General features: G+C 34.7%; 17 protein-coding genes. 16 read left to right on the forward strand and 1 reads right to left on the reverse strand.

The window, feature by feature from the left end:
• The first annotated feature begins 38 nt into the window (after positions 1-38).
• A complete protein-coding gene (locus ACFSQ0_RS04415; RefSeq protein WP_379044696.1) occupies positions 39-989 on the forward strand; it encodes an aldo/keto reductase in 951 nt (316 codons plus the stop codon).
• 50 nt (positions 990-1039) lie between these two features.
• Here ACFSQ0_RS04415 and ACFSQ0_RS04420 read toward each other — a convergent pair whose 3' ends face one another.
• Positions 1040-2497, reverse strand: coding sequence for an aminoacyl-histidine dipeptidase (locus tag ACFSQ0_RS04420; RefSeq protein WP_379044699.1), 1458 nt, complete (start codon positions 2495-2497; stop codon positions 1040-1042).
• A gap of 100 nt (positions 2498-2597) precedes the next feature.
• Between ACFSQ0_RS04420 and ACFSQ0_RS04425 the strand changes: the two genes are divergently transcribed.
• The 15 genes from ACFSQ0_RS04425 to ACFSQ0_RS04495 all read left to right on the forward strand — a co-directional run bounded on the left by ACFSQ0_RS04425 (position 2598) and on the right by ACFSQ0_RS04495 (position 23829).
• Positions 2598-3677: a DUF3810 domain-containing protein gene (locus ACFSQ0_RS04425; protein WP_379044702.1), complete on the forward strand. Its 1080-nt coding sequence runs from the start codon at positions 2598-2600 to the stop codon at positions 3675-3677.
• A gap of 122 nt (positions 3678-3799) precedes the next feature.
• A complete protein-coding gene (locus ACFSQ0_RS04430; RefSeq protein WP_379044705.1) occupies positions 3800-6766 on the forward strand; it encodes an amidohydrolase family protein in 2967 nt (988 codons plus the stop codon).
• Between the two features lie 4 nt (positions 6767-6770).
• Positions 6771-8078 carry an amidohydrolase family protein gene (locus ACFSQ0_RS04435; RefSeq protein ID WP_379044708.1) on the forward strand — a complete coding sequence of 436 codons (1308 nt, stop codon included), beginning with the start codon at positions 6771-6773 and terminating at the stop codon, positions 8076-8078.
• A gap of 14 nt (positions 8079-8092) precedes the next feature.
• On the forward strand, positions 8093-8893 hold the full coding sequence (locus ACFSQ0_RS04440; RefSeq protein WP_379044711.1) for a TrmH family RNA methyltransferase: 801 nt from the start codon (positions 8093-8095) through the stop codon (positions 8891-8893).
• 437 nt (positions 8894-9330) lie between these two features.
• Complete coding sequence (locus ACFSQ0_RS04445) at positions 9331-10566, forward strand: M48 family metallopeptidase (protein ID WP_379044714.1); 1236 nt, start codon at positions 9331-9333, stop codon at positions 10564-10566.
• A 20-nt stretch (positions 10567-10586) separates the two neighbouring features.
• Complete coding sequence (locus ACFSQ0_RS04450) at positions 10587-12797, forward strand: RelA/SpoT family protein (protein ID WP_379044717.1); 2211 nt, start codon at positions 10587-10589, stop codon at positions 12795-12797.
• Positions 12798-12821: 24 nt separating this feature from the next.
• Positions 12822-13277: a Fur family transcriptional regulator gene (locus tag ACFSQ0_RS04455; protein WP_147862575.1), complete on the forward strand. Its 456-nt coding sequence runs from the start codon at positions 12822-12824 to the stop codon at positions 13275-13277.
• A gap of 8 nt (positions 13278-13285) precedes the next feature.
• Positions 13286-14557 (forward strand): adenylosuccinate synthase, encoded by a 1272-nt coding sequence (locus ACFSQ0_RS04460; RefSeq protein WP_379044720.1) that lies wholly within the window; start codon positions 13286-13288, stop codon positions 14555-14557.
• A gap of 72 nt (positions 14558-14629) precedes the next feature.
• Positions 14630-16321 carry an OstA-like protein gene (locus tag ACFSQ0_RS04465; protein ID WP_379044723.1) on the forward strand — a complete coding sequence of 564 codons (1692 nt, stop codon included), beginning with the start codon at positions 14630-14632 and terminating at the stop codon, positions 16319-16321.
• A gap of 22 nt (positions 16322-16343) precedes the next feature.
• Positions 16344-17522, forward strand: coding sequence for an aspartate aminotransferase family protein (locus ACFSQ0_RS04470; RefSeq protein WP_379044726.1), 1179 nt, complete (start codon positions 16344-16346; stop codon positions 17520-17522).
• A gap of 92 nt (positions 17523-17614) precedes the next feature.
• Complete coding sequence (locus ACFSQ0_RS04475; protein WP_379044729.1) at positions 17615-19003, forward strand: tetratricopeptide repeat protein; 1389 nt, start codon at positions 17615-17617, stop codon at positions 19001-19003.
• A 36-nt stretch (positions 19004-19039) separates the two neighbouring features.
• Positions 19040-19972, forward strand: coding sequence for a DUF368 domain-containing protein (locus tag ACFSQ0_RS04480; RefSeq protein ID WP_379044732.1), 933 nt, complete (start codon positions 19040-19042; stop codon positions 19970-19972).
• Positions 19962-20981 (forward strand): DUF368 domain-containing protein, encoded by a 1020-nt coding sequence (locus ACFSQ0_RS04485; protein ID WP_379044735.1) that lies wholly within the window; start codon positions 19962-19964, stop codon positions 20979-20981. The genes ACFSQ0_RS04480 and ACFSQ0_RS04485 overlap by 11 nt, the downstream gene beginning before the upstream one ends.
• Complete coding sequence (locus tag ACFSQ0_RS04490; RefSeq protein WP_379044738.1) at positions 20981-21706, forward strand: shikimate dehydrogenase family protein; 726 nt, start codon at positions 20981-20983, stop codon at positions 21704-21706. Before ACFSQ0_RS04485 ends, ACFSQ0_RS04490 begins: the two co-directional genes overlap by 1 nt.
• A gap of 140 nt (positions 21707-21846) precedes the next feature.
• On the forward strand, positions 21847-23829 hold the full coding sequence (locus ACFSQ0_RS04495) for a DUF349 domain-containing protein (RefSeq protein WP_379044741.1): 1983 nt from the start codon (positions 21847-21849) through the stop codon (positions 23827-23829).
• Positions 23830-23835 lie beyond the last annotated feature (6 nt).

The raw sequence follows: 23835 nt of genomic DNA on the forward strand, positions 1-23835 counted from the left end.
TTGCCTTTACGGACTAGTTTTTACCTTTAAAATAAAAAATGAAAGAATTAAAATTTAAAAATGGAGACGCACTACCTGCAATTGGGCTGGGCACGTGGAAATCAAGCGATAAAGAAATCGAGGAAGCCATTAAAACGGCATTAGAACAAGGATACAGACATATAGATTGTGCTGCAACTTACGGCAATGAGGCTGCAATAGGAAAAGCTTTTAATTCCGTTTTTAAACAAGGAAATATTAAACGTGAGGACGTGTTTATAACTTCAAAGTTATGGAATAATGCGCACTTAAAAGAAGATGTAATTCCGGCCCTAAAAAAGACTTTATCCGATTTACAATTAGAATATCTAGACCTTTATTTAATTCATTGGCCTGTAGCTTTTAAACCAGAAGTAACAAATTTCCCTCAGCAAGATAGTGATTATCTTTCTATAGAAGAAGCTCCTATAATCGAAACTTGGGAAGCTATGCTTGAGGCAAAAAAGCAAGGCTTGGTTAAACATATTGGGGTTTCAAATTTTAGTATAAAAAAATTGAAAGATTTAATGGATAAAACAGAGGATTATCCAGAAATGAATCAAGTAGAACTACACCCCTATTTACAACAAAACGAATTACATAATTTTTGTACAGAAAATAATATTTTATTAACAGCATACTCACCTTTGGGAAGTCAAGACCGCATACCAGAGATGAAGGCCGAGAACGAGCCTTCTCTTTTAGAAAACGAAACCATCCTAAAAATAGCCGAAAAGCATGATGCTAGTGCTGCACAAGTATTAATTAATTGGTCTGTACAACAAGGAAATGCAGTTATACCCAAGTCTACCAATACTCACCGGTTAAAAGAGAATTTAAATAGCTTAACTATAAATTTAGACCGTGAAGACTTAGAAAAAATTAAACACTTAGATAAACACTATCGATACGTTAATGGTGAATTTTTTGTAACTCCAGGCAATCCTTATAGTAATATCTACGACGAATAATTTTTACAAAAAAAAGCTTAGCGAAATGCTAAGCTTTTTTTAATTAGTTTTTATTTTTTTGGTATTTCTTTTAATGCTTCTAATAAAAATTTCCAAAATTTCTGGGTAGACGAAATACTCGCCCGCTCATCGGGTGAGTGTGCACCTCGTATTGTTGGGCCAAAAGAAACCATGTCCATTTTTGGATAGTGGCTACCTATGATTCCACATTCTAATCCTGCGTGACATGCGGCTACATTGGCTTCTTCACCATTCTGCCTTACATATAATTCTGCAAGATTTTTCACCATTTGTGAATTTGGATTCGGAGCCCAACCCGGGTAATCCCCACTTAAATCCACCTTAAAACCGCCTAATTCAAAACTAGCTTTTAAGCTAGATACCAAGTTATGCTTAGAAGATTCTACAGAAGAGCGCGTCAAGCAAAGTATTTTAACTTCACCCGCCTCCAAACTTACCTTAGCGATATTATTTGAAGTTTCAACCAAACCTTCAACGGCAGGACTCATTCTAAACACTCCATTATGTGCCGCGGCTAAACTATTTAATACTAATTTTTGATCGGCAACAGCCATTACTTCTTTAATGCTATCAATTGCCTCAAATTGTATATTCAATTCTTTCTCTAATCCTTGATATTCTATCTTAATGTCCTGTACAATAGCATTAAAACTAGCTTTAAATGCGTCTAATTGATTATTGGCAACTACTACCTTTGCAACACTTTCTCTAGGAATAGCATTTCTAAGGCCGCCCCCTTGAATTTCGGCAACACGAAGTCCATTTTCTTGAGTAGCTAATAAAATTCTATTCATTAATTTATTGGCGTTTCCTAAACCTTTAATAATATCCATACCCGAATGACCTCCATTTAAACCATTCACAATGATTTTAATAGCTGTAGAATCTGTCGGCGATTTTTCTTGATCATAATTTCGCGTAGCAGTAAGATCTATACCACCGGCACAACCAATACCAATCTCATCATCTTCTTCGGTATCTAAATTAAGTAGAATAGTGCCTTCGAGAATACTGTCATCTAATTCTTTTGCTCCCGTCATCCCGGTTTCTTCATCAATGGTAAATAAAGCCTCAATTGCCGGATGCTCGATGGTATCGCTTTCAAGAATAGCCATAATAGTTGCTACTCCTAAGCCATTATCGGCTCCTAGGGTAGTTCCTTTTGCCTTCACCCAGTCTCCTTCAACGTACATTTCTATTCCCTGCGTATCAAAATCAAACTCGGTGTCGTTATTTTTTTGATGAACCATATCAAGGTGAGACTGCAATACAATAGTTTGTCTGTCCTCATATCCTGGTGTAGCTGGCTTTTTTATCACTACATTTCCAATTTGATCAACTTGTGTTGATAAATTTAATTTTTCACCAAAAGCTTTCATAAAGGCAATCACCCTTTCCTCCTTTTTTGAAGGCCTTGGGATAGCATTCAAGTCTGCAAAATTATTCCAAATCGCTTTAGGCTCTAAATTTCTTATTTCTTCGTTCATGCTCTGTATTTTTATATATTTCACAAAGGTATTGTTTCTGTAAGAAGAATAAAAATATACCCGTTTTTATTGGTTTTTCTTTACATTTGAAATAAAAAATTTGAAAAGAAAAATTCTCATTGCTTTTGCAATTTTCTTACCCATTCAAATTATGTTTTTACAGTTTTTAAAAACACAACCACAATGGGTAGAACTATATTACAGTCAAGGTATTTATCCTTATCTTTCCAGTTTACTTCGTTTGGCTTTTGGTTTTATACCCTTTTCTGTAGGTGATGTTTTATATGGGGTGCTTATTTTTATCAGTCTTCGTTGGATTTATAAGCGTATTAGAAATAATTTTCGTGAATTCAACAAATGGGGCGTAGAATTATTAGCTTTCTTTTCTATTCTAATATTTTTCTTCCATTTATTCTGGGGGTATAATTTTTATAGGCAACCTTTGCATCACAGCCTTCAGCTTAAAGCGGATTATAATTTACCCGAATTAAATAATTATACCGAGCATTTAATTGAAAAAACAAATAAACTTCAGTTACAACTCACCCAAAATGAAAACAAACCAGTGGAGTTTTCTTTTCATAAATTTGAAGTTGGACGGTTAATGACAGATGGCTACCATCATCTGGCCAAAACCAACGCAAATTTCATTTATGAAAACCCCAGCATAAAACCCTCATTACTAAGCATCCCCCTGAGCTATATGGGGTTTAATGGTTATTTAAATCCATTAACCAACGAGGCGCAAGTTAATACGCGAATACCTTTATTTAAGCTACCCACCACTACCAGCCATGAAATAGGTCATCAAATTGGGTATGCTAAAGAGAATGAGGCTAATTTTATGGCTTGCAAAGTAAGTATGAATCATAGCAATGCTGCCATTCGTTTTGCCGGTTATGCTTTTGCTTTGCAATATTGCTTAGGCGATCTTATGCAAAAAGACCCCTGTCAAGCCGATAATTTAATTGGTTTGCTTAATACTGGTGTACTCCAAAATTACCAAGAAGTTGGTGATTTCTGGCAGGCGCATCAAAATCCGTTGGAACCACTTTTCAAGTCATTTTATAATCAATTTTTAAAAGCCAATAATCAACCACTGGGAATGAAAAGTTATAATTATGTCGTTGCTTTATTGGTTAATGATTTTTATCAGACCAAAACGCTTGCCACGTATTAACCTTTCACTCATAATGTAAAGCAATCTCGTTCTGAATTAATGAATGGAGCGTATTTGATGGAAGAATTCAAAAGAGTTAGGTTAAATTATTTTACTATTTTTAGGCCTTAAATTTAAAGAGAATGAGAAATCTTTTAACCTATTTTGGGATATTGCTCCTATTTACTACAGCGCAAGCCCAAGAATATTTCCCTAAAAACGATGGGGTAAAAAGCAGGTACGATGCCCATACCCTATATCAAAATGCCGTTATTCACAATCCGAATGAAAAACCTTTTAAAGGAGATTTACTTGTTTTTAAGGGCAAGATTGTGAAAATAGCAAAACAAATTGCTGTTGAAGACAATTATATTTCCATAAACTTAGATGGCAAACACTTATATCCCTCTTTTATTGATTTAACCAGTGAATTTGGTATCAAAAAGCCGACAAAAGAACAGGCTAAAAAAGGAAACGGTTACGATGCCACTAGGACAGGCCATTATTGGAATGACCATATACGACCAGAGACTAACGCCAGCCTGTTTTTTGAATATGAAGAAGAGGAAGCTAAGAAACTTCTGCAAATTGGTTTTGGTGTAGTTAATACACATTATCCCGATGGAATTATGCGCGGCACCTCTAGCCTTGTAAGCTTAGTTAAAAACCAAGGCGCAATACAAAGTATAATAAAGAAAAAAGCAAGTACAGTTCTTTCTTTTGATAAAAGCATTCTCTCTAATCAAATGTATCCTACCTCTACAATGGGAGCAATGGCATTAATTAGACAAACTTATTTAGATGCTAATTGGTATAAAAACAATATTTCAGATTATAAAGATTTAGCACTCGAGGCTTTAATAAAACAAGAAAATTTACCTCAAATTTTTATTACCGACAATGGTTTAGATGAGCTCCGGGCAATAAAAATAGGCGAAGAGTTTGGTAAAAAATATTTAGTCAAGGGTAACGGGTTTGAGTTTGAGAATTTAAGTACGTTAAGAAAAATGGGCAATACGATAATTGCACCCCTTGACTTTCCTAAACCCTACACAATAAGTCATCCACACGTTGCAGAAAAAATTAGTCTCAAGAAATTAAAAAGATGGGATCAAGCACCAGCAAATTTAATGCTACTGCATAAAAATGAAATTCCATTTACCATAACAGCTCAAGGTTTAGAAGATTTGGCTTCCTTTAAAACCAATTTATTGTTGGCTATTGAATACGGATTACCGCAAGAGGTTGCATTGGCTTCCTTAACCAGCAAACCCGCTCAACTACTACGGCAAGATCATCGATTAGGGAGCTTACATACCGATAAGTTGGCAAACTTTTTTATTACTAACACGCCCTATTTTGAGGAAAATAGCGCTATACTGGCACACGTTATTCAGGGAGAGCTACATAATTTAAATTCGCTTGAAGCGCTAACCCCTATTGGTAAATATAATGTTAGTGCTATAGACTTTCCCCTCACATTAGTTTACGAGTATGAAAAAAAACAACCTAGTCAATTGCTATGGAATGGAGAGGAGATCGATTTTAAACACAAACAATTAGGTAAAGATCAAACATTAGTATTCGAAATTCCTGAATCTAACGAAATGGGAATGTATAGGTTGCTAATCGAAGCACCTAGAGAAAAAAAGCGTTTAAATATATGGTTAAACACGCCAAATGGTAAGCAGAGGAAATTAACCGCTGTGCGAGATGAAAACTTTAAAAAGAAGCAAGCAAAGAATGAGCAAGAAGACCTGGAAAAACCAAACTTTGCCCCTGTTTCATTTCCTAATATGGCCTATGGTTTTAAAACCTTACCAGAAACTAAAAAATTCTTGATTAAAAACGCAACCCTATGGACCAATGAGGAGCTGGGAATTATTGAAAACTACGACGTTTTAATAAAAGACGGTTTAATTCATAAAATAGGGCGAGATTTATCAAGCCGTAATGCTATTATAATAGAAGCAACCGGCAAACACTTAACCTCAGGAATTATAGACGAACATTCACATATTGCAGCCTCTGCTGTTAATGAAGCTGGTCATAATTCAACCGCAGAAGTGCAAATGGAAGATGTTATAGACCCTACAGATATTAACATTTATAGAAACTTAGCTGGTGGCGTAACTACCATCCAGTTATTACACGGGTCGGCTAACCCAATTGGTGGTCAATCGGCTATACTAAAATTACGCTGGGGGCATCAACCCGATGAGCTTATCTTTGAGCAAGCTCCTAAATTTATCAAATTTGCATTGGGTGAAAACGTGAAACAATCTAACTGGGGTAACGGCTATAGATTTCCTCAAACCCGTATGGGAGTTGAACAAGTTTATATCGATTATTTTAATCAAGCTTTAGCCTACGAGCAAGAGATAAAAAACAATCCGAATTATCGCAAAGACATTGAATTAGAGACATTGTTAGAGATTATCCGCTCTAAACGTTTTATCTCGTGTCACTCTTACGTTCAAAGTGAGATTAATATGCTTATGAAAGTGGCCGAACAATTCGGTTTTACCGTAAATACGTTCACTCATATCTTAGAAGGATATAAAGTTGCCGATAAGATGAAAGAACACGGTGCTGGTGCCTCAACTTTCTCTGATTGGTGGGCATATAAATATGAAGTAAATGATGCAATACCTTATAATGCAGCAATTTTGCATAATCAAGGCGTTGTCACTGCGATAAACTCTGATGATGCCGAAATGAGTAGAAGATTAAATCAAGAAGCTGCCAAAACTATTAAATACGGAGGTTTAAGCGAAGAAGAAGCCTGGAAAACAGTAACGCTTAACCCCGCTAAATTATTACATATCGATAATTATGTGGGAAGTATAAAAGAAGGGAAACACGCCGATTTGGTATTATGGAGTGATCATCCTTTATCTATCTACGCTAAAGCGGAAAAAACTTTTGTAGATGGTAAATTGTATTTTGATTTAGAGAAAGACAAATTACTTCGTACGCAAAACAATACCTTGAAAAATAAATTGATACAAAAAACTTTAGATGCCAGTCAAAGCGGATCAGAAACGCAAGATGTTGTTGAAGATGAAAAAATACTAATGCATTGCGACACCTTAGAAGAAAGAATTTAAAACTATGAAATCCTTATATCCCACTACTCTACTATTAATTTTGTTGTTTTTTGCTTTAAATGTAAATGCGCAACAAACCCCAGGAGCAATACAAGAAAGCGCTATTAGCATACAAGGTGCAACATTACACACCGGTAAAGGCGAGGTTATTAAAAATTCACGCATAGACTTTAATAATGGTAAGATTGAATATATCGGTAAGGCGAATGAAAATCACCCACTAAAACCCAATACACAAATTATTAAAGCCAATAACCAACATATTTACCCAGGTTTTATAGTACCTAACAGCACTCTAGGATTGGTAGAAATTGATGCGGTAAAAGCTTCTAAAGATGAAAATGAAACCGGTAGTTTTTTACCTCATATACGTAGTTTAATCGCATACAATACCGAAAGTAAGGTGGTTGAATCTATGCGGCCAAATGGGGTTCTTATTGCCGAAATTACTCCTAGAGGCGGACGAATATCGGGAACATCTTCTGTGGTTCAACTCGATGCTTGGAACTGGGAAGACGCCTATATAAACAAGGACCACGGTATCCATCTTAATTGGCCATCTATTTATAAGAGAATGAGCCACCTAGATAAAAAGAAAAAAATTAAACAAGATTTAGAAAATTACACCAAAGAAGTAAATAAACTTACAGTTTACCTCGAGCAGGCAAAAAGCTATAGATCTAAAGAGATTGGCACAAAAAGTATTGCTTTTGAGGCAGTTAAACCGGTGTTTAGCGGAAATAAAACCTTATACATTCACGCCAACACAAAACAGCAAATTGCTGATATACTTCAATTTAAAACAAATTTACAAATTCCAAAAATCGTATTGGTAGGTGGATATGAAGCTTTAATTTATGCCAGCGAACTTAAAAATGCAAAAATTCCAGTATTAGTTAATCGCCCGCACAGTTTACCAAGAAAAGACGATGAAGATTATGATGCCCCTTTTAAATTGGCTACTCAATTAACGCAAGCCGGGCTTCTCGTCGGACTAGAGCCAAGCGGCGATATGGAGCGAATGAATGCCAGAAACCTTCCGTTTTATGCTGGTACTTGTGCCGCTTATGGTCTCTCAAAAGAACAAGCACTACAACTCATAACTCATAATAATGCTCAAATTTTAGGTATTCATAACCATTATGGATCACTAGAAGTAGGCAAATCGGCTACTTTGTTTATTAGCGAAGGTGATGCCTTAGATATGCGGGGAAACAAACTAACACACGCCTTTATAGATGGTCGGGCAGTAAGTTTAAAAACTCATCAAACCAAGCTATATGAACGTTATAGCAAGAAATACAAAAAATAGTTTAAGTCCTACTCATGAATCATAAAAGTATAGCCAGCACACAAAACAAAAGTATCAAGCATTTAATCCAGCTACAAGAAAAGTCAAGAGTAAGGCTTAGAGAACAAAAGTTTATTATTGAAGGTGCTCGCGAGATTGAGCTCGCCCTAGAAGCTGGTTACCAGTTGTTAGAGCTGTATTATTGCAATGAAATACTTGGAAGTGACACAGATCTAAGTTTAAAATTTGAGGCACTTGAAAAAATTGAAATCAGCTTAGCGGTATACAAAAAGATTGCTTATCGCGGAAGCACAGAAGGACTAATTGCCGTAGCTGCTTCTAAGCCACACCTTTTAGCAGATTTAAAATTTAAAAGTGATAACCCGTTGTTGTTGATTGCCGAAGCGCCTGAAAAACCAGGGAACATCGGTGCATTATTACGTACCGCCGATGCCGCCAATGTAGATGCCGTTTGTATAGCTAACCCTAAAACCGATATTTACAACCCCAATATCATTCGGTCAAGTGTAGGTTGTGTATTTACCAATCAGATTGCCAGTGGATCTACTTCAGAGATTATAAGCTATTTAAAAAAAAACGATATTGCTATTTATACAGCTATCTTGCAAGACTCAGCAATCTATACCAATCAAAGTTTCACAAACTCAACGGCTTTGGTTGTAGGAACAGAAGACAAAGGCTTAAGTGAAACTTGGCGAAAAGCCGCCACAAAAAATATTCATATTCCCATGCTAGGAAAAATTGACTCTATGAATGTATCGGTCGCAGCCGGAATTTTAATTTATGAGGCCAAGCGCCAGCGCAACTTCAAATAACTATCCGCTTTAAGCCAAATAATACTTCGCTTAAGTCTTATTCAAATACAATGAAATTCATGAATAGAAAACAACTTAAAAATCGGCTTTAAAAGACTGCCAATGCGACTATTTTCCTAACTAATTAACCTCCAGCATTCGGCAATGTTCTCTCAAAACCTTTACCTATGTTTTGTTTTAGAAGCTGAACGATAAAACACATTTCTAAATTTTAATTTGAAAACAATCAGAGGTAAATAGAGGTTAAAGTTTAAAGCCAGACCAAGCAGAGATTTTTAAAAAATATTGCTAAACACCCTTAATTTGGAATAGTTTTTATGTATGAAAGATGTAAATGTTAATGCTTTGGTTGATAATTATCATAAAACCCATCTAAGCAAATCTTGGTTATTCCTCTATTACTAAATATATTGCAACGTAAATAATATGTTTTCTTTATGAGCCCAACTATTTTGTTTTATTTACTCATTGGTATTTTGATTCTTCATTTTGCGTTCGATCAACTATTAGGTGCTCTAAACGCTAAGCATTTTGAAGATAAATTACCTCCTAAACTACAAGACATTTATGATGAGAAAGCTTATTCAAGTTCTCAAGCATATAAAAAAACACGCTATAAATTTGGTGTACTTACCGCAAGTTTCTCGCTGCTAATTACCTTAGCCTTTTTCTTCTTAGATGGATTTGCTTTTATTGATAATTTTGCTAGAAATTTTAGTGATCATCCTACAATTGTGGCGCTTATATTTTTTGGCGTAATGCTGCTAACAAACGATATTTTAACTACTCCTTTTACCTATTATAGTACCTTCACCATTGAAGAACGTTACGGATTTAATAAAACCTCAAAAAAAACCTTTGTATTAGATAAGCTTAAAGCTTGGCTATTAGCCGCTATCTTTGGTGGGGGTATGCTCGCCTTGGTTATAAAACTGTATCAAATTACCGAAGACCATTTTTGGATTTATGCTTGGATTTCGATTGGTATTTTCTCTATTTTTCTTAATATGTTTTACAGTAAACTTATTGTGCCTTTATTCAACAAACAAACGCCGCTAGAGCCGGGTACCTTGCGTGATAAAATTGAAAGCTACGCCAAGCAGGTAGGTTTTGTTTTGACAAAAATTTTCATCATTGATGGCTCTAAAAGAAGTACAAAGGCCAATGCCTATTTTTCTGGTTTAGGTAAAGAAAAAAGAATTACCTTGTACGACACCCTTGTACACGATTTAAACGAAGAAGAAATAGTAGCGGTTTTAGCCCACGAAGTGGGACATTATAAAAAAAAACATATTTTATTTAACCTTTTAATTTCATTAATTACTACAGGACTCACACTGTGGTTGTTTTCCTTATTTATAGGGAACCCATTGTTGTCTGAAGCGCTTGGTGTTCGCCAGCCTAGTTTTCACGTTGGTCTTATTGCCTTTGGTATTCTTTACACGCCAATTTCTGTGGTAACCGGTTTATTGATGAATATGTTAAGTAGAAAATTTGAGTATCAAGCCGATGAATATGCTCAACAAACTTACGGGGCACAGCCTTTAATATCGGCATTAAAAAAATTATCCAGCAACAGTTTTAGCAATTTAACGCCCCATCCCTACTACGTATTTATGTATTATTCTCACCCAAGCCTTTTACAACGAATTAATAATTTAGAAAAATCATAGACTTTTAGTATCTTAGATATATGATAAGTGAACAAGAATTAGAATTAGAAAACAAGAAGATAGCCCAAGAATATAAAGAGCTATTGCGTATAAGTTACCGGCAGTTAAGTGAAGAGGACAAAAAACTCATCCGTAAAGCTTTCGATGTTGCGGTAGATGCACATAAAGAGCAACGAAGAAAGTCTGGCGAAGCCTATATTTTTCATCCCATTGCGGTTGCGAAAATAGTAGCATCAGAGATTGGCTTAGATGCCACTTCAATTGCAGCAGCTTTATTGCACGATGTTGTTGAAGATACAGCTTACACTAAAGAGGATATTGCTGAGATGTTTGGCGATGTAGTAGCCAAAATTGTTGAGGGTCTTACTAAAATCACCAACCTGAAGCCCGAAAAAGACATCTCTTTACAAGCGGAGAATTTTAGAAAAATGCTGCTTACGCTAAATGATGACATTCGGGTAATCATCATTAAAATTGCAGACAGGCTGCATAATATGCAGACAATGGAGTCGATGCGCGATGATAAACAAATAAAAATAGCATCAGAGACCTTGTATATTTATGCACCCTTAGCACATCGAATAGGCCTCTATAACATCAAAACCGAATTAGAAGATTTAAGTCTAAAATACACCGAACCAGAAGTTTATCAAGAAATACTTGATAAAATGAAAGAGAGTAAAGAAGACCAAGATCTGTACATTCAAGAATTTTCAAACATTATTTCTAATGCCTTAGAAAAAGAAGCAATTGAATTTGAAATAAAAGGTAGACCCAAATCTATTTTTTCAATTCGCAAGAAAATCATCAAACAAAATATAGCCTTCGAAGAGATTTACGACAAATTTGCCATTCGAATAATATATAGCAGCACCCCAGATCAAGAAAAGTTTTTGGCTTGGAAAATATATTCTATAGTCACTGATTTTTTTAGACCTAATCCCACTCGATTACGCGACTGGATTTCTTCGCCAAAATCAACAGGTTATGAAGCACTGCATATTACCGTAATGGGACCAAAGGGCCGTTGGGTAGAAGTACAAATTCGCAGCGAACGAATGAATGAAATTGCCGAAAAAGGATATGCTGCTCATTACAAATACAAACATGGTGCCGAGCAAGAAGATGAAAATCTTGAACAATGGCTCAATAAATTACAAGAGGCCTTAGAAAATAGCGAAGGTAATGCGGTAGATTTTGTCGAACAATTTAAGTTAAATTTATACTCGAAGGAAATTTTTGTTTTCACCCCTCAAGGTGAAATTAAGTCTTTACCAAAGGGAGCTTCACCACTTGATTTTGCTTTTAGTATTCATACCGATGTTGGTTTAAAAACTCGAGGAGCCAAAGTTAATGGTAAATTAGTCCCCTTAAGTCACGTTTTAAAAAGCGGAGATCAAGTAGAAATAATTACATCAGAAACCATAAAACCCAATAAAAATTGGCTCGACTATGCCACAACGGCAAGAGCTCGATCTAAAATAAAATCGGCTTTAAAAGAAGATAGAAAAATACTAGCCGAAAACGGAAAGGCCATCTTAAAAAGAAAACTAAGATCTCTAAAAATTCCCTTTAACGAACAAACAATCACCCAATTGGTTCGGTATTTTAAAATAAAAACCAGCTTAGATTTATTTTACCGTGTAGGAATTGGCACCATTGATAACGTGGCGCTTAAAGAATTTAGTGCCTCTCGTAGTAATGCTTTTGTAAATTATTTTAAAAATAAAATTAGAAAACCCAGTATACCAGATGATATACACAAAGAAGAAATTACAACGCAGTATGACCTGTTGGTCTTTGGAAAAGAAAATGACAAGTTACCATATAATTTAGCTAACTGCTGTAACCCAATACCTGGTGATGATGTTTTCGGATTTTTGACCACCACAGAAGGGATAAAGGTTCATAAAAAAGATTGCCCTAACGCCATCCAATTACAAAGTAATTACGCTTACCGTATTATAAGTGCGAAATGGATAGACTCTACTCAAGAAGAATTTAAAGCTGTAATAAAGTTAACCGGTTTAGATGATTTGGGGTTAGTGAGTCACATCACTAAGGAAATATCAAACAACCTTCACGTTAATATGCAAGAGATCAGCTTTAAAAGTAACCACTCGGTTTTTGAAGGAAAAATTACTGTTATCGTGAAAAACAAAACCATTTTAAAGAAGTTGATGGAACGTTTGAAAAAAATTAAGGGAATAAACAAAGTTACCCGTGAATAAAAGCTTAAATTTGCATTTTTAATTATGGAAGCAAATCAGTCAAAAGAAAATCATCAAGCCATTGTAAAAAATGTCTTTACTAAGTATTTAGAAGAAAAGAAGCACCGTAAAACCCCCGAGCGTTTTGCTATTCTTCAAGAAATATATGCAAGTGAAGATCATTTTGATATCGAATCGCTGTACATTACCATGAAGAATAAGAATTATCGGGTAAGTAGAGCTACGCTATATAACACAATAGAGCTTTTATTGGAATGCGGACTGGTTAGAAAGCATCAATTTGGAAAAAATCAGGCTCAATACGAAAAATCATATTTTGACAAACAACATGATCATGTAATACTCACCGATACCGGTGAAGTGATTGAGTTTTGCGATCCACGAATACAATCAATTAAACAAACAATAGAAGAAGTTTTTGATATAGAGATAAATAACCATTCACTCTATTTCTACGGAACAAAAAAAACACCTAAATAACATATTTTATGGCAGTAGACTTGCTATTAGGACTCCAATGGGGAGATGAAGGTAAAGGAAAAATTGTTGACGTACTTACCTCAAATTATGATATCATTGCTCGCTTTCAAGGTGGGCCAAATGCAGGGCATACTTTAGAGTTTGATGGTATTAAGCACGTATTACACACTATACCTTCTGGTATATTTCACCCCAATACTATAAATTTAGTGGGTAACGGTGTAGTGATTGACCCTGTAATTTTCAAAAAAGAGCTTGACAATTTAAATCAATTTGATCTTGATCTTAAAAAAAGTTTATTGATTTCAAGAAAAGCACATATCATATTGCCAACACATCGTTTGCTTGACGCGGCTTCAGAAACCGCCAAGGGTAAGGCTAAAATTGGTTCTACCCTAAAAGGAATTGGACCAACTTATATGGATAAAACCGGGAGAAACGGTTTACGTATAGGAGATTTAGAACTCAATAACTGGAAAGAAAAATATAGACAATTGGCCGATAAGCACGAAGCGATGATTTCGTTTTATGATGTGGACATTCAATATAATTTAGAAGAGCTAGAAACCGAATTTTTTACAGCCGTAGAACGACTAAAAGAACTGCAGTTCATCGATTCTGAAGAATATATTTATCAAGCTCAACAATCTGGTAAAACTATCTTGGCCGAAGGTGCTCAAGGTTCTCTATTAGATATTGACTTTGGCACCTATCCATTTGTCACCTCAAGCAATACAACTGCTGCTGGTGCTTGCACTGGTCTAGGCGTGGCTCCAAACAAAATTCAAGAAGTTATGGGTATTTTTAAAGCCTATACCACCCGTGTTGGTAGTGGCCCTTTTCCCACAGAATTATTTGATGAAAATGGAGAAAAAATGGCAAAAGTAGGTAGGGAATTTGGAGCTACTACTGGTCGCCCAAGAAGATGTGGTTGGTTAGATTTAATAGCTTTAAAATATGCCGTACAAGTTAATGGGGTTACCCAACTTATGATGATGAAGGGCGATGTTTTGAGTGGGTTTGAGGAACTAAAAATTTGTACCGCTTATACGTATCAAGGTGAAAAAATTCAACATTTCCCCTATACCATTGAAGATGAAAGTCTTGAACCAATTTATGAAACTTTACCAGGCTGGAAAGAAGATTTAACTCAAAAAAATAAGGAGGATGATTTTCCCGATAATTTTAAAAGGTATATCGAGTATATTGAAGATTTTATACAAGTCCCTATTAAAATTGTTTCGGTAGGACCAGATAGAAAACAGACTATTATACGCTAAGAAATAAAAAACGCTTCAAATAAAAATTGGAGCGTTTTTTGCCAATAGAAAATTTTTGAAACACTTTAAAGCTTGAAAAATTCATCTCTTTTTTTAATTTTATTTGCGTGCATTACCATTGGCTATGCGCAAGAAAACAAAATTGATTATACCAGCGATAGAACCATAACCGATGAGGATAAATACCCCGGTGCCCTTCTCTTTAGTAAAGTAGACAATCAGGTGTTTTTCACTCACGAAGGAATTAATGTTTGGTGTGATCAGGCCATTTTCTATGAAAAAGATCAGTTTTTTAAAGCGCTAGGGAATGTAAAGATGAAGCAAGGCGATTCCATTACTTTAACTAGTAAATACGCCGAGTATGACGGGGAGACACAATTTGCATTTGCCAGCAATCAAGTTAATCTAAAAACAAAAACCAGCAGACTCACAACAGATACGTTATTTTTTAAACGTGATGTACAACAAGTTTTTTATAGAAGTGGAGGAACTGTGAGGGATTCCGCAACTACCATAACAAGTAAAGTAGGTCGGTATTTTCTAGAGCAAGAAAAATTAAGCTTTTTGCACGATGTTCTGGTTAATCATCCAGAATACACCATTAATTCTAGTCAACTAAACTACTTTACGCAAAGCAAACATGCCTATTTGTATGGTCCTTCTACCATTACTGGAAAAGAAACCCAAATTTATTGTGAGCGTGGTTTTTATGATACCCAGAGTGATGAAGGCTATTTTGTAAAAAATTCTACCGTAAATTATAAAAATAGAAAATTAGAGGGAGACAGCATTTATTTTAACCGAAGTAAAAATTTTGCTTCGGCTACTAATAACATTCGGGTGACAGATACCATTAATCACTCTATACTCACGGGGCATTATGCAGAGGTGTACCGCGAAAAAGACTCCGTTTTTATAACAAAAAGAGCATTGGGTGCGATAAAACAAGAAAACGACACTTTGTTTGTACATAGTGACACCTTAATGATTACCGGGCCTACTAAACAGCGACTTATTCGCGGATTTCGAGATACTCGTTTTTATAAAAAGGATATGAACGGGAAATGTGATTCTATTGTTGTAAATGAGCAATTAGGTATTTCAAAACTTTTGGGAAAACCAGTTGTGTTTTCTGGTGAAAATCAATTAACTGGAGATACCATTCACCTACTCAACCATCCAAAAACCAACAAACTCGATAGTTTAAAAGTCTTTTATAACGCTTTTATGATTCAAAAAGATAGCCTTGGCGGATTTAATCAAGTCAAGGGAAAAGAAATGTTCGGATTATTTGAAAAGGATGAACTAAAAGAAATTAACTTTATCAAAAACACAGAAACCATATTTTACAGTAGAGATGATAAACAACAACTCATCGGGATAAATACAGTGATTTCTTCTTCAATTAAGATAGAATTTGAAGACCAAGAAATTGCCAAGATTTATTATTACAAAAACCCGAAACAAATCCTCTACAGAGAAGAGGATTTACCAAAAAATGCCCGTAAACTTAAAGGGTTTAATTGGCGGGGAAATGAGCGTTTAGAGTCTAAAAACGACCTTTTTAGAGGAAAACCTACTCCTACCCTAACCAAAATAGAAGGAATACCTTTACCATCTAATGAAGAGCCAAATTTCTTCAATAAAGGAAAAGACACAGATAAGCAGGAAAAAATTCATGAAAGTTCCCGATTGAATAAAGAATTGCTCACCCCTCGTGAGGAGGATCAAATGATTTACGAAACTAAACCTGAAGAGAATTAACTATATTATAATTGTTATATAAGTGAATTTAGATTTTCTAAAATATCAAGCTCAAACCACTCCGCACCCACTTGGATTAGAAATAAGCCATGCCAAAGGCAGCTACATTTACACCACCAATAATGAGGCTCATCTAGATTTTGTTGCTGGAGTTTCTGCGTGTAGTGTTGGTCATTGTCACCCCAAAGTTATAGAAGCCATAAAAATACAAGCAGATAAATATTTACACGTGATGGTTTATGGAGAATATGCCCAAAAACCCGCTGTAAATTACACCAAACATTTAGCACAATTATTACCTATTCCGCAAGCTTCAACCTATTTGGTAAACAGTGGTACAGAAGCCATAGAAGGCGCTATTAAATTGGCGCGAAGAGCGACCGGACGAGAAGAAATCATCGCAGCCAAAAACGCTTATCACGGCAATACTATGGGCGCACTAAGTTTAATGGATTTTGAAGAGCGAAAGGCACCATTTTACCCACTAATTCCAGAAATTAAGCATATTGCGTTTAATAAAACCGATCAACTTAATCAAATATCTTCCAATACAGCTGCGGTTATATTGGAAACCATTCAGGGAGGAGCAGGAATTATAGAACCCACGAACAATTACCTAAAAGAAGTTAAAAGTCGTTGTGAAGAAGTTGGCGCTTTATTGATTTTAGATGAAATACAACCAGGATTTGGAAGAACAGGATTTTTATTTGCTTTTCAAAAGTATGGTGTTGTACCCGATATTTTAGTAATCGGGAAAGGTATGGCTGGCGGCCTACCCGTTGGCGCATTTGTTGCGCAACGCAAATTGATCAATTTACTTAGCGACAATCCAAAAATGGGCCATATAACTACTTTCGGCGGTAATCCGCTTATAGCAGCAGCATCTTTAGCTACTTTAAAAATTGTAGAAAAACCAGAATTTCTTAAAACAATTTTAGAAAAAGAAAAGCATTTTAAGTCACTGTTGCAACACGAATTAATACAAGAAGTGCGAGGCACCGGACTCATGTTAGCATTGATAATGAAAGATGAAAATACAGCTAATGAATTGATTTTAAGGGCACAAAAAGAAAAGCTAATTTTATTTTGGCTTTTATTCGAAAAACGCGCCGTACGAATAACTCCTCCACTTACAATTAATCATCAAGAAATTGAAAAAGGTTGTAAGATTATCTTGGATATTTTAGACGATCTGGTATAAGATTTGTTAATTACTTTGTTAACAAGAATAGCTTAAAAGCCTTTATTTTATTATTTTTTGGACTTAACTTTATGCTTAACAAGCTTTGACCTATGTTTTTGAATCATAACGAAGAACCTAATTTCTCTATCAATCGATTTGAGTCGATGCTTAAAACAAATGATATTTTGTTTTTTGACTCTATTGAATTTGAAAATATTATTCATCATTACCTTGACTTGGGTAAGCTTTCTTTAGCTAAAAAAGCTATTCGTTTAGGGCTTGACCAACACCCACAATCTATACAACTTTTATTGTTTAAGGTAGAGGTAAGTATTATGGAGAATAAATTGGGTGACGCCAATCAAATTTTAAATAAACTAGAACAAATTGAGCCTTCTAATGAGGAGATTTATATTCAAAAAGCCAATATTTATTCTAAAAGAGATGATCATAAAACAGCGATACAACTACTAAAAAAAGCACTAAAATTATCAAAAGATTCTTCAGATATTCACGCTCTTTTAGCTATGGAGTATATGTTTGAAGAAGACTTTGATAATGCTAAATTACATTATATGGCTTGTCTAAAAGATGATCCCGAAGATTATGCCTCTTTGCATAATGTAATTTATTGTTTTGATGTTTTAGGTGAGAATAAACAAGCCATTGAATTCTTATTAAACTACTTAGATAAAAATCCGTATTGCGAAGTAGCCTGGCACCAATTGGGAAAGGCTTATAAGAAAGAAGATAATTTAGAGAAAGCTTTGCAAGCATTTGATTATGCTTTACTGGCCGATGAATATTTTATGGGGGCCTACTTTGAAAAGGGCAAGGTACTTGAAAAAATGAATAGAATTCAAGAAGCAATAAAAAATTACCAGATTACTTTAGAATTAGAAGACCCTTCTGCCTACGCTTATTTACGCATAGGGAAATGTTATGAAAAACTTGAAATTCTAGATGTTGCACTTCATTATTTACAAAAAGCCACTACCGAAGATCCTTTACTCGATAAAGCTTGGCTGGCTATTACTGATTTTTTCTTTAGGCAAAAAAACTATCGCAAAGCCCTGTATTTTATAGATAAAGCCATCGAAATTGATCAAGAAAATGTGCGATATTGGAAACTTTATGCAAAAATCAATCAGAAGCTAAATTTTTTAGAGGAGGCTGAAAAAGGATATAAACAGAGTATAGAATTAGGCAATTACGAATTAGAAACTTGGGTTTCTCACGCCGATGTCTTAATTGAAATTGGCGAGACAGCATCCGCTTTAAGCGTAATTAAAAAAGCAGCAGAATTTTATCCTGAAACCGAGGAGGTAATTTATAGGTTAGCTGCGCTTTATTTTGTAAACAATAAAGGAACCTTAGGTTATAAATACCTCGTGAAGGCCCTTGAAGTTAACAAAGAATATCTCCCTGTAGTATATCCATTATTTAAAACGATATTTGACAGACCAAGTATTCAAGAAATTATTAAATCGTATCAATAAGCAATTCCAAGCTTTTATCACAGTAAACACTAAATTATGAGTAGAAACACTAAAGACTACCTTAAAATCAGTCTTAAGGGAATCGCTATGGGAATTGCAGATACAATACCCGGTGTCTCTGGAGGTACAATTGCATTTATCACTGGAATTTATGAAGAACTTGTTTCTAGTATTTCCAATGTTAATTTAAGACTTTTTCAAGTGTGGAAAACGGAAGGTTTTTGGTCTTTTTGGAAAAAATTAAATGGTGGATTTCTTCTAGCCCTCTTAACAGGAATTTTAGTTAGCGTTTTTAGCTTTATGCGTCTGGCAAATTACTTGTTAAAGACGGAGCCACTACTTGTGTGGTCATTCTTCTTCGGCTTGGTTCTAGCGAGTATACTATTGGTGGGAAAAGAAATAAAAAATTGGCGAGGTGCTACCCTAACAACCTTAATTATAGGGGCTTGTATTGCATACGGAATAACCATTTTGCCACCTGCTACCCAAAACACTAGTTATTGGTTTTTGTTTATATCGGGAGCTTTTGCCGTTTGCGCCATGATTTTACCTGGAATAAGTGGTGCTTTTATTTTAGTATTATTAGGTAGCTATCAAACCATCACGCAGGCAGTTCACGATTTTGATTTCAAACGAATATTAGCGGTAGCCCTAGGGGCTATAATGGGATTACTAAGCTTTTCAAGAGTACTAAAATGGCTTTTTAATCATTATAAAAATTTAACTTTAGCATTGCTAACTGGTTTCATCGCAGGTTCATTAAACAAAATTTGGCCTTGGAAAAACACCATTGATTCAATAACAATTAGAGAGAAAACAATCGTTTTAGCAGAACAATCTGTACTACCAGATAACTTTAAGGGTGAGCCACAAACATGGAGTTGCATATTGTTTATGCTTCTTGGATTTTTTAGTATCTTGTTTTTAGAAAGAAAAGCCGCTAAAAAACAAACCAATAATGCAAAATAAGCGAAGTTTTAAAGATAAGGTCTTTTTAGTTTTAAAAGGATTGGCTATGGGTGCAGCCAACAAAGTACCCGGGGTCTCTGGTGGTATTGTTGCTTTTGTAGCAGGTTTTTATGAAGAATTTATCTATTCGCTTCAAAAATTCAATCGAAAGGCGCTACTCTTACTTTACAAGAAGCGGTATAAAAGTTTTCTAAATTATGTAAACGCATCGTTTTTAGGTTTACTGGTCTTAGGAATGGTTATTAGTTATTTTTCAGTTTCCAAACTATTAGATTACTTCTTACTTCACTATGAGTTATATGTGTGGTCTGGCTTTTTTGGCATGATAATCGGTTCAATTTTTTACATAGCAAAAGATTTCAAAGTTAAATCTCTCCGCCACGTGCTTTTTATAATTTTAGGATTATTAGTGGGTGGTGGTATAAGTCTGTTAGAACCGGCCACTGAGAATGACAACCTATGGTTTGTCTTTTTTTGTGGCGTTATTGGGGTTTCAGGAATGACCTTACCCGGACTTTCGGGGTCATTTATCTTAATACTAGTAGGCAATTATGTATTGCTCTTGGTTGACTCTGTAAATGCGCTCTTTGACACTTTAAAAGATCTAGCATCGTTAAATTTAGGTTTTCTTAAAGATCAAAAACGCGTACATTTATTAAAAATTCTAACCAGTTTTACCGCTGGCTCCTTGGTTGGGTTGGTCTCTCTCTCTCACCTGCTTGGTTATGTTCTCAAACACTATAAAAACATTACCTTCGCCACCATTATAGGCTTTATAACGGGATCTTTAGGCGTTGTTTGGCCATGGAAAGAAAAAGTCTATAAAATAGATATGCAAGGGCAACGGTTAATAGATGCAAATGGAAATTTTATCATTGATAATTACAACAGATACTTACCTGATTTTCAAGACACTCAAAATTATATTGCTGTGGCTTTTATTTTTTTAGGTGTAATTTTAGTTTACGGATTAGGTCTCTACGGTGCAAATACAAAAAATTTAAAATAATGAAAAAATACGGATTAATTGGTAAGGATATTGGGTATTCAAAATCTAAAACTTTTTTTCAAGATAAATTTGTCCAAGAAAACTTTGATGGGACCTATGATAATTTCGAGTTAAACGAGATAGATGAGTTGCCCACTGTATTAGCAAAAAATAACCTTGACGGATTTAATGTTACCATACCTTTTAAAGAAAGTATTATTCCTTATTTAGATGAATTATCTGATGAAGCTGCCAAAATTAAAGCGGTGAATACCGTAAAAATAATTGATCAAAAAAAGATTGGTTACAACACAGATGCTTTTGGGTTTATGAAAGCCTTATTCCCTATTTTAGAAAGCAATCACAGTCGAGCATTAATATTAGGTACAGGAGGCGCCTCAAAAGCAGTAGCCTATACTCTTGAAGCTATGGGGATTGAATATAAGTTTGTAAGTAGATCGCCTAAAGAAGGTCAATTGAATTATGAAGATTTAAACGAAAATGATATTACTGATCATAAACTTATAATTAATGCAACTCCACTAGGTACTTATCCAGATATTAAACAATCTCCCAAAATACCCTATGATGCCTTAAGTAAAACTCATCTCTTATACGATTTAGTATACAACCCTACATTAACTGAGTTTCTTGCAAAAGGGAAAATAAGAGGAGCAAAAATTGCTAATGGCCAAGCGATGCTGTTTCATCAAGCAAATCGATCTTGGACTATTTGGCAAGAATAAATAATACTTTAGTAGATCTGCTCGTTTTTTAAGTTGCTAAAAGTTATTACTCTAAGCCGTTTAAAATTATATTTTTTTTGCAGAAACAAGCCTTTAATAGTATCTTTCCACATTATTTATGAACCTAAACATTGAAAAATATGTCTGATAAAGAAGCAAAACGAGAAAGTACTGAAAATCAAGAAAACATAGAAAAATCTAAGGATGTTCAGCAAAACATGCCAGCACCTGGGAGCGATACAGAAGAAATGGAGAAGCAAGCGACTGACGCTCAGACTAAAGCCAGTGCTACATCAGACCATAATTCAGAACCAGAACAAGATTCAGATAAAATACATGATGAGTTAGATGAAACTTTGGCCGAAGAGAATGAAGATGAAGATTTACAAAAACGCCACGATATTGAAATGAAAGACTATCACGCCATGACTATGAATGAGTTAGTTATGGAGCTGGATGAGCTTTTAAAATCTGAGAAAATTCAAACAATACGCGACCACGTTCAAGAAATCAAATTAGAATTTGATAGTAAATTTGATGAAGAAATGGAGCAGAAAAAGGAAGATTTCTTAGAAGAAGGCGGTAATATTATAGATTTTCATTATTCAAGTCCTACTAAAAAACGATTTAACGAGGTCTACTTTAAGTATAAAGAACAACGCAACAAGCATTATGAAGAGTTAAAGAAAAACTTAAATCAAAATCTTAAAGAGCGCTTGGCCATTATCGAAGAGCTAAAGGGAATGATTGGCGACAGTGCCGATATGAATAATAGTTTCGCAACATTCAAACAATTACAAGAGCGTTGGAAAAAAGCAGGGCCAGTACCTAGAGAAGATTATAAAGATATTTGGAGAACCTACCACCATCACGTTGAGGTGTTTTATGATTTTTTACATTTAGACCGTGAGTTTAGAGATCTAGACTTTAAGCACAACTTAGATCAAAAGTTAAAAATGATCGCTAGAGCGGAAGAACTCACCCAAGAGACTAACATTAATAGAGCGTTTAGAGAGCTACAAATGTTACATAAAATGTGGAAAGAAGAAGTAGGGCCTGTTGCCAAAGAATATCGAGAAGATATTTGGGAAAGGTTTAGTGCAGCCACAAAAAAAATTCACGAAAACAGGCAAGCTTATTTTGAAGAACTAGACAAGGCACGTGAGAAAAATCTTGAAAAAAAGAATGAAATAATTGACAGTATAAAAAATATTGCTCAAGAAGAAATCACCTCTCATAAACAAGCGCAAGCCAACATAAGAAAAATTGAATCTTTGCGCAATGAGTTTTTTAAAGCTGGTAAGGTACCAAAAAAAAATGCAGAAGAAAGCTGGAAACGTTTTAAGGAAAACGTAAGGTCTTTTAATAGAAAGAAAAATGCTTTCTATAAGAACTTGAAAAAAGAACAATATGAGAATTTAAGCAAAAAACTTGAACTGGTACAAATTGCCGAAGAAAATAAAGATAATTTAGAGTTTAAAATAACCACTCCCATAATGAAACGCATTCAAAGTGAGTGGAAAAAAATAGGACACGTACCTAGAAAAGATAGTGATAAAATCTGGAAAAGATTTAAAAAAGCATGCAACCATTATTTCAATAGGCTTCACGAAAAGCAAAATGAAGAAAATAAAGATGAAATGCAGGCTTTTGAAAAGAAAAAAGAGTTACTTGAAAAGGTAAAAAACTTAACTCTTCCTCAAGATCACCAAGAAGCTCTTAAGCTTATTAAAGAGCAAATTAATATCTGGAAAGATTTAGGCCACGTACCTTTTAAAATGAAATACATTGAAGGTAAATTCAATAAAGCCCTAGATCAACTATTTAAACAATTAGATATCTCTAAGCGAGAATCGGAGCTTTTAAAGTACGAGAATAAATTACAATCTCTAGATCAAGCTGATGGTGCAGATAAATTGAGAAAAGAAGAGTTTTTTATAAGAAAACGTATTGAAGAGACCGACCAAGAGATCATACAACTAGAAAACAATATGCAGTTCTTCTCCAATGCAGATGAAAGCAATCCTTTGGTTAAAGAAGTTTTAAAAAACATAGAAAGAAAAAAACAAGAATTAGGAACTTGGGAAGCCAAGTTAAAGAAACTTAGAAATATCGATAGTTAAGAGGCA

Origin of the sequence: Mesonia sediminis, from assembly GCF_042684705.1 — a bacterium.
GTDB lineage: Bacteria > Bacteroidota > Bacteroidia > Flavobacteriales > Flavobacteriaceae > Mesonia > Mesonia sediminis.

Excerpts from the sequence above, each read along its gene's own strand:
- ACFSQ0_RS04475 (WP_379044729.1), top strand. The coding sequence starts at position 17,615 with ATGTTTTTGAATCATAACGAAGAACCTAATTTCTCTATCAATCGATTT.
- ACFSQ0_RS04485 (WP_379044735.1), top strand. The coding sequence starts at position 19,962 with ATGCAAAATAAGCGAAGTTTTAAAGATAAGGTCTTTTTAGTTTTAAAA.
- ACFSQ0_RS04495 (WP_379044741.1), top strand. The coding sequence starts at position 21,847 with ATGTCTGATAAAGAAGCAAAACGAGAAAGTACTGAAAATCAAGAAAAC.
- ACFSQ0_RS04460 (WP_379044720.1), top strand. The coding sequence starts at position 13,286 with ATGGCAGTAGACTTGCTATTAGGACTCCAATGGGGAGATGAAGGTAAA.
- ACFSQ0_RS04415 (WP_379044696.1), top strand. The coding sequence starts at position 39 with ATGAAAGAATTAAAATTTAAAAATGGAGACGCACTACCTGCAATTGGG.
- ACFSQ0_RS04480 (WP_379044732.1), top strand. The coding sequence starts at position 19,040 with ATGAGTAGAAACACTAAAGACTACCTTAAAATCAGTCTTAAGGGAATC.
- ACFSQ0_RS04430 (WP_379044705.1), top strand. The coding sequence starts at position 3,800 with ATGAGAAATCTTTTAACCTATTTTGGGATATTGCTCCTATTTACTACA.
- ACFSQ0_RS04455 (WP_147862575.1), top strand. The coding sequence starts at position 12,822 with ATGGAAGCAAATCAGTCAAAAGAAAATCATCAAGCCATTGTAAAAAAT.
- ACFSQ0_RS04445 (WP_379044714.1), top strand. The coding sequence starts at position 9,331 with ATGAGCCCAACTATTTTGTTTTATTTACTCATTGGTATTTTGATTCTT.
- ACFSQ0_RS04450 (WP_379044717.1), top strand. The coding sequence starts at position 10,587 with ATGATAAGTGAACAAGAATTAGAATTAGAAAACAAGAAGATAGCCCAA.
- ACFSQ0_RS04440 (WP_379044711.1), top strand. The coding sequence starts at position 8,093 with ATGAATCATAAAAGTATAGCCAGCACACAAAACAAAAGTATCAAGCAT.
- ACFSQ0_RS04490 (WP_379044738.1), top strand. The coding sequence starts at position 20,981 with ATGAAAAAATACGGATTAATTGGTAAGGATATTGGGTATTCAAAATCT.
- ACFSQ0_RS04435 (WP_379044708.1), top strand. The coding sequence starts at position 6,771 with ATGAAATCCTTATATCCCACTACTCTACTATTAATTTTGTTGTTTTTT.
- ACFSQ0_RS04420 (WP_379044699.1), bottom strand. The coding sequence starts at position 2,497 with ATGAACGAAGAAATAAGAAATTTAGAGCCTAAAGCGATTTGGAATAAT.